Below are 842 nucleotides of genomic sequence, written 5' to 3'. Positions count from 1 at the left end.
CGCTCAGATCATGACGATCCTGAAGCAGGCGGAGGGTGGTGTGCCGGTCTCTGAGCTGTGTCGGGAGCATGGGATGAGCAGCGCCAGCTTTTACAAATGGCGGGCCAAATTTGGCGGGATGGATGCGTCTTTGATTGCCGAGATGAAGGACATGGCCGAGCAGAACCGCAGGCTCAAAAAGATGTATGCCGAGATGAGCATGCAGAATGAGTTGCTCAAGGAAGCCCTCGGAAAAAAGTCTTAAGGCCGTCTCAACGACGTGAGGTGGCCATGACGGTGGTGGCGGTGCGTGGGGTCAGTGTCGCGTTGGCATGCCGTACGTTCCAGATCAGTGAGACCTGCTATCGCTATAGCCCAGTGCTGAGTGACGAGATCGAGGAGATTGCTGACTGGCTGGAACGTCTAACGGCAAACAAGCGCAATTGGGGCTTTGGCCTGTGCTTTCTGTACCTGCGCAACGTTCAAGGCTATGGCTGCAACCACAAACGCGTCTACCGGATTTACTGCGCGCTGGAGCTGAAACTACGGATCAAACCCAAGAAACGGCTGAAGCGGGACAAGCCGGAGCCGTTGGCAGTGCCTGACAGGCCCAATGAGACGTGGTCGATGGATTTTATGGCGGATCAGTTGGCCGACGGTCGTTCGATCCGGACACTGAACGTCCTGGATGACTTCAATCGCGAGGGCCTGTGCATCGAGGTGGACTTTTCGCTGCCTGCGGAGCGCGTCGTGCGCAGCCTGAATCAGATCATCGAGTGGCGCGGAAAGCCGCAGGCCATTCGTATTGATAATGGGCCCGAATATGTCAGTGGCAAGCTCATGGAATGGGCTGAAAAACATAG

At 56.3% G+C, this 842-nt stretch carries 1 pseudogene; it reads left to right on the top strand.

What is annotated here, in order from left to right:
- A pseudogene (locus tag ROG8370_RS19960) lies at positions 1–842 on the top strand (IS3 family transposase); the annotation flags it as partial.

Source organism: Roseovarius gaetbuli, assembly GCF_900172365.1.
GTDB classification, from domain to species: domain Bacteria; phylum Pseudomonadota; class Alphaproteobacteria; order Rhodobacterales; family Rhodobacteraceae; genus Roseovarius; species Roseovarius gaetbuli.
This window is presented reverse-complemented; position numbering and strand designations above follow the sequence as displayed.